Source organism: Winogradskyella vincentii (genome assembly GCF_020166345.1).
In the GTDB taxonomy this organism is placed as follows: Bacteria; Bacteroidota; Bacteroidia; order Flavobacteriales; family Flavobacteriaceae; genus Winogradskyella; species Winogradskyella vincentii.
This window is the reverse complement of record NZ_JAIUJS010000022.1, coordinates 1-1,811: the sequence shown is the minus strand read 5'-3', so window position 1 is coordinate 1,811 and position 1,811 is coordinate 1. Positions and strand designations below refer to the sequence as shown.

At 54.9% G+C, this 1,811-nt stretch carries 1 pseudogene; it reads right to left on the bottom strand.

Going from position 1 to position 1,811, the window contains the following annotated elements:
* Positions 1 to 1,778, bottom strand: a pseudogene (locus LBV24_RS14960) (hypothetical protein); the annotation flags it as partial.
* Between the last annotated feature and the right edge of the window lie 33 nt (positions 1,779 to 1,811).

Genomic DNA, 1,811 nt, shown 5'->3' with positions numbered 1-1,811 from the left:
TCGTACTCCGTGTAGGACCCTGGGTATGCGTTGCCGTTCTGGTACACCCTCTGGCCGAGTATGTTGGTCACGCTGATCTGGGCTATGCCAACGCCGTTAGGGTTCAGCACCACGATCTTCTTCCTGCCCATCGCATAGTAGAGCCTCAGGTCCTCTATCTCCTGGTCCATCTCGGACAGCGTCTGGGACTGCTGCGAGAACACCACCTCGAACCTGTCCGTATGCTCGCCCGCCTCCGAAGAGAACTCGATCGGCTGTTCGCTGCTGCTCAGGTCGTGGTATTCGCCCGTAAGGTTGTCCCTCAGGTAGATCTGTTGCCCTTCATCGATGTTGTCCGTGCCGGTAAGCGCTATCGTATAGTTGTAGTCGCCAGATGCCGTTAGCTTGAGCGGTACCGCCTTGTCGTCGGTTATCGCACTGTAGGCCTGTATGGTCATCAGCTCATCGCCGAAAACCAGGTTAAGGTCGTCGTCGCCCTCCTCGGTGTTCTTGGCCTCGTAACCGTAGTCAAAATCCTCCGTGGTAAAGTCGCTGAAGCCCAATAAAAGCTCGCGCCTCGTCTGCGGGCCGTCCACCGACGAAAACTCCAGGCGTATCGTCTGCATAAGGTCTTCCCCTTCCTGAGACTTGCCCTGGCCGGTACCGTTCTTGAAAAATATAGAACCGTTATTATAGGTGCCGTCGTGGTCCGCTTCCTTTACGAACAGCCTCTGGCCGTTGTTGAACATCACCTCGCCGTCGGCGATGACCTCTACCATGAAGCCCTGGCCCACTGGAAGGTACCTAGACGGTGTCTTCGTACCGTCCTGGCTGCCGTTGTTCGCGCCCTCTATGCCTACAAACTGATAGGCCCTTACAGATCCCGTCTTGTTGACCTGTGCGTAACCTCCGTTGTACTCGTTCAATATATGGGAATCTCCGCTCCACTGTTGCCACAGCTGGATCGTACCGTCTATCACGCCCGCGTTGTCGTCAATGAACTGGTGGAGGTCCAGTGCAGACGGGTAAGGGTTGCCCAGCAGGTAATCCGTCTTGGAAACCGCCGGTACCGAACCGCTTCCGCCCGTGTCCGTTACATCTATTACAATAGTACCGTTGTTGGGCTTGCCCTCGAACAGATACTGCTGTTCCGTGCCTGCCACTCCAGTACCCTTCTGCGTATAGCCGATTCCAGGCCCAAGAGGCGTGTTGGCGTCCATAGAACCCCAGTCGTTATAAGTTACGCCGTTTATGTAGGTGTAGAGCCAGAAAACACTGATCTTACCAGGTGCGTCCAATGCGCCCGTGAACTCGATATCGGTCCCGCCAGGCTGCTTCAGCATGCCAAGGTTGAAGTCCGAGTTGTTATCGTTGTTGCCTACCGTATTGTTGTCGGTCAAAGGCGTTGCGCCCAGGCTTCCCAACGGTGAGCCCCAATAATTGTACCTGTACTGGCTGGAAGTCCCTTCCTGCCTTCTCTTTACCTTGCCTTCTGCCGAGGTAACCAGGTCGCTCCTTAGGCCCTGTACCAGCTGAGAGTCATCCCTGAGGTCCAACGTACCGTTGAGCTCCAGATAATAGGTGTTCTCTATCTTGTTGTCGCCGTTTACCACCAGCGACTTGTCAGTATCTACTATAAGGCCAAGGTTCGTGTGGGAACTAGAGGTAGTAACGTCGTTCTTGACCAAGACGATGCTCCAGTCCTTGTTCTGCGATGCGTCCTCGATATCCCAAACGTTGCCGTATAGCCACGTGGACTCGCTGCTCCAGTCACCGTCAGCTACCGTCTCGTAAGGCATAGGTGCAGTCTGGTCCTGTAACGTGTTTATGTT